The organism is Variovorax sp. 20P10.2.4 (assembly GCF_058244205.1).
In genome coordinates, this window is record NZ_JBZAYE010000601.1 from 1 (window position 1) to 4,465 (window position 4,465).

Annotated in this window: 3 protein-coding genes; 2 read left to right on the forward strand and 1 reads right to left on the reverse strand. The window is 70.3% G+C overall.

The annotated features are described in order from the left end of the window. On the reverse strand, window positions 1-1,217 hold a 1,217-nt coding region (mutL, locus tag AC27VN_RS33920; protein ID WP_490879419.1), incomplete at its 3' end, for a DNA mismatch repair endonuclease MutL. A gap of 160 nt (window positions 1,218-1,377) precedes the next feature. Here mutL and AC27VN_RS33925 point away from each other — a divergent pair. Next, entirely contained in the window at window positions 1,378-3,165 is a 1,788-nt protein-coding gene (locus AC27VN_RS33925) for an IlvD/Edd family dehydratase (protein WP_490879420.1), read from the forward strand. A gap of 44 nt (window positions 3,166-3,209) precedes the next feature. Next, window positions 3,210-4,465, forward strand: a 1,256-nt coding sequence (locus AC27VN_RS33930) for an MFS transporter (RefSeq protein ID WP_490879421.1), incomplete at its 3' end; no start/stop codon positions are given.

Here is a 4,465-nt window from a genome sequence, read left to right on the forward strand (position 1 = left end):
GGCCAGTGGGCCGAGGAGGCTTCGGGCGCCAGCAGGGTCTCGCTGGCGCGTCGCGGCCACATGGCCTCGAAATCGCCGGCGCCGCGCTCGGCGGCCCTGAAATTGATGGCGGGTTGCGACCACGAGCCGGTCGTGACCGGCGACACCGGCTTGAAGAAGGGCTGCTGCGCCTGGGCCGCCTGCGTGGCGTCGCCGGCGCGCGGCGCGGCCAGCGCGTTCTCGACCGCATGGCGCACCGCCTGGTGCACCTCGCGGCCGTCGCGGAAGCGCACCTCGATCTTGGTCGGGTGCACGTTCACGTCGACGCGCGCGGGATCGATCTCGAGGTAGAGCACGTAGACCGGCTGGCGCTGGCCGTGCAGCACGTCCTCGTAGGCGCTGCGCACCGCGTGCGACAGCACCTTGTCGCGCACGAAGCGGCCGTTGACGTAGAAGAACTGGTGGTCGGCGCGCGAGCGCGCGGCATCGGGAATGCCGGCGCGGCCGACCACGCGCACCGGGCCGCCGACGTGCTCGACGACGACGCTCTGCGCCACGAAATCCTCGCTGAGCGCATCGCCCAGGCGCTGTTCGCGCTGCTCGCTGGCGCGCCACTGCTCGACCAGCTTGCCGTCGTGCCAGACCGAGAAACCCACGTCGGGCCGCGCCAGCGCATGGCGGCGCACCGCCTCGATACAGTGGGCGAGCTCGGTGGCATCGGTCTTGAGGAACTTGCGCCGCGCCGGGGTCGCGAAGAACAGCTCGCGCACCTCGACCGTGGTGCCGCGCGAACGCGCCACCGGGCGCAGCTCGCCGGTGCGGCCGTCGAGCGACCAGGCGCCGTCGGCACCCACCGCGCGCGACTGCAGGCTCAGCTCGGCGATCGCGTTGATGGCGGCCAGCGCCTCGCCGCGAAAGCCCATGGTGCCGACCGTCTCGAGGTCGTTGAGGCTCGCGATCTTGCTGGTGGCATGGCGCCGCAGCGCCACCACGAGTTCCTCGCGCGGGATGCCCAGGCCGTCGTCCTCGATCGAGATCAGCCGCACGCCGCCGGACGCCAGCCGCACCGTGACCTGCGTCGCGCCCGCGTCGAGCGCGTTGTCGAGCAGCTCGCGCACCACCGAGGCCGGGCGTTCGACCACCTCGCCCGCGGCGATCTGGCTGATCAGCTCGTCGGGCAGTTCGCGGATCGGGCGGCGTTCGGCGGGGGGGAGGGAGGAGGTGGGAAGGGCGCTCACCGAACCATTCTAGAAGCTGGCCCGGACCAGCCCCCCGGGCGGGGCATCGGCTGTATTTGCGGCGCTTATACGGCCTCGCAACCGATCTCATTGGCGCTCGCGCGGCGCTCTCCCTAAGCTCCGGCCGCTCCACGAGAACGCCCTTCGAGAAAGACCCCTAATGACTCCCCGCCCCCTCCGTTCCGCCGCCTGGTTCGACAACCCCGAGCACAGCGAACTCTCGGTCCTCCACCTGGCCTGGTACCTCAACTACGGCCTGACGCGCGAGGAGCTGCAGTCCGGCCGCCCCATCATCGCGATCGCGCAGAGCGGCTCCGACCTGACGCCGTGCAACCGGCACCACCGCGAGCTCGCGCAGCGGGTGCGCGACGGCATCCGCGAGATGGGCGGCATCGCGATGGAATTCCCGATGCACCCGATCCAGGAGAACGGCCGCCGGCCCACGGCCGCGCTCGACCGCAACCTGGCCTACCTGGGCCTGGTCGAGACGCTGACCGGCTACCCGATCGACGGCGTGGTGCTGACCACCGGCTGCGACAAGACCACTCCGGCCGCGCTGATGGCAGCGGCCACCGCGAACATCCCGGCCATCGTGCTGTCGGGCGGGCCGATGCTCAACGGCTGGCACGACGGCCAGCGCACCGGCACCGGCACCACGCTGTTCAAGGCGCGCGAGCTGTTCGCCAAGGGCAGCATCGATTTCCCGGGCTACATCGACCTGGTCGGCTCCACCGTGCCCTCGATCGGCCACTGCAACGTGATGGGCACGGCCTCGACCATGAACGCGCTGGCCGAGGCGCTGGGCATGAGCCTGCCGGGCTGCGCCGCGATTCCGGCACCGTATCGCGAGCGCGGGCAGATGGCCTACGAGACCGGGCGGCGCATCGTGCAGATGGTGCGCGAGGACCTCAAGCCCTCGGACATCCTCACGCGCGCGGCCTTCGAGAACGCGATCGTCGTCAACTCGGCGATTGGCGGCTCGACCAACGCGCCGATCCACCTGATCGCGATCGCCAAGCACGCGGGCGTGGACCTGACCATCCAGGACTGGGAGAGCGTGGGGCTCGAGGTGCCGCTGCTGCTCGACATGCAGCCGGCCGGCAAGTACCTGGGCGAGGAGTTCTACCGCGCCGGCGGCGTGCCGGCCGTGGTGGCCGAGCTGCATCGCCACGGCCTGATCCGCGAGGGCGCGCTCACGGTCACGGGCCGCACCCTGGCGCAGAACTGCGCGCAGGCGCCGGTGAAGGACGCCGACGTGATCCGCCCCTTCGAGGCGCCGCTGCGACAGAACGCCGGCTTCCTCGTGATGTCGGGCAATCTGTTCGACAGCGCGATCATGAAGACCAGCGTGATCTCGGACGAGTTCAGGGCGCGCTACCTGAGCGCGCCCGGCGACCCCGATGCCTTCGTCGGCCGCGCGATCGTGTTCGACGGTCCCGAGGACTACGAGCGCCGCATCGAGGACCCGGCGCTGGACATCGACGCCTCCTGCATCCTTTTCATGCGCGGCGTGGGGCCGATCGGGCATCCGGGCTCGTCGGAGGTGGTGAACATGCGCGCGCCCGCGCACCTGCTCAAGAGCGGCGTCTCGGCGCTGCCCTGCATCGGCGACGGCCGGCAGTCGGGCACCTCGGGCTCGCCCTCGATCCTCAATGCCTCGCCCGAGGCCGCCGCGGGCGCGGGCCTGGCGCTGCTGCGCACCGGCGACCGCGTGCGCGTGGACCTGAAGGCGCGCCGCGTCGACATGCTCGTGGACGACGAGGAACTGCGCTCCCGCGCGCGCCAGCTCGAGGCCGCGGGCGGCTATCCGATCCCCGCGAGCCAGACGCCGTGGCAGGAGATCCAGCGCGCGATGGTCGACACGCTGTCCGAGGGCATGGTGCTCAAGCCGGCCGTCAAGTACCAGCGCGTGGCGCAGACCGCGGGGATTCCGCGCCGCAACCACTAGCCCGAACGCGCTTCATCCCGAGAATTTTTCAGGAGACAACAACGATGAATCCCTACAGCCCCCTGGTCGGCGCCGCCGTCCACAAGGCGCGCTGGCGCCTGCTGCCGATGCTGGTCCTCATGTACATCATGTCGATCCTCGACCGCGTCAACGTCGGCTTCGCGAAGAACGCGCTGCAGATCGACACCGGCCTCAGCGACGGCGCCTTCGCGCTCGGCGCCGGCATCTTCTTCGTGAGCTACGCCATCTTCGAGGTACCGAGCAACGTGATCATGACGCGCGTCGGCCCGCGCATCTGGCTCAGCCGGATCATGGTGAGCTGGGGCCTGGTGGCCTCGGCCATGATGTTCGCGACCACCGAGACCTCGTTCTACCTGCTGCGCTTCCTGCTCGGCATCGCCGAGGCCGGCTTCTACCCGGGCGTGCTGCTCACGCTGACCTACTGGTTCCCGGCCAGGGTGCGGGCGCAGGCCAACGGCATCCTGCTGTTCGGCTTCGCGGGCGCACTGGTGATCGGTGGGCCGGTCTCGGGCGCGCTGCTCGAGATGCACGGCATCGGAGGGCTCAAGGGCTGGGAATGGATGTTCCTGATCGAGGGCGCGATGGCGGTGGTGGTCGGCATCGCGGCCTTCTTCGTGATCGTCGACCGGCCGCATGCCGCGAAGTGGCTCGCGCCCGCGGAGCAGGACGCGCTGCAGGCCGTGCTCGACCAGGAGGCGGCGCAGAAGGCGGCCGGCAGCCCGCACACCGTGATGCAGACCTTGCGCAACCCGAAGGTGATGTTCTTCGCGCTGAACTTCTTCATCGTGCAGATCGCGGCCTACGGCCTGATCTTCTACCTGCCGAGCCAGGTGTCGCAGATCCTCGGCCAGAAGATCGGGCTGATGGTGGGCTTCGTCACCAGCATCCCGTGGCTGCTGGCGCTGTTCGTCGTCTACTTCGTCACGCGCTGGTCGGACCGGCACCACGAGCGGCGGCGCCTCACGGTGGCCTCGCTCTACACGGTGTTCGGCGTGTGCGTCTGCCTGTCGGCGCACGGTTCGCCGATCTTCGCGATCGCGGCCTTGTCGATCGGCGCATCGACCTACCTGTCGGGCACGCCGATCTTCTATGCCTTCCTGTCGGAGCGCCTCTCGGGCCTGGGCATCGCCACCGGCATCGCGCTGGTGAATTCCATCGGCAACCTCGGCGGCTTCGTGGCGCCGAGCCTGCGCACCTACGTCGAGCAGAACCATGGCGGTTCCGCCGCCGGCCTCTACACGCTGGGCGGCGCGGCGCTGCTCGCGGCCTTGATGCTGGC

Bases quoted from the DNA above. Each gene is read 5' to 3' on its own strand.
- AC27VN_RS33925 (WP_490879420.1), top strand. From the start codon at position 1,378: ATGACTCCCCGCCCCCTCCGTTCCGCCGCCTGGTTCGACAACCCCGAG.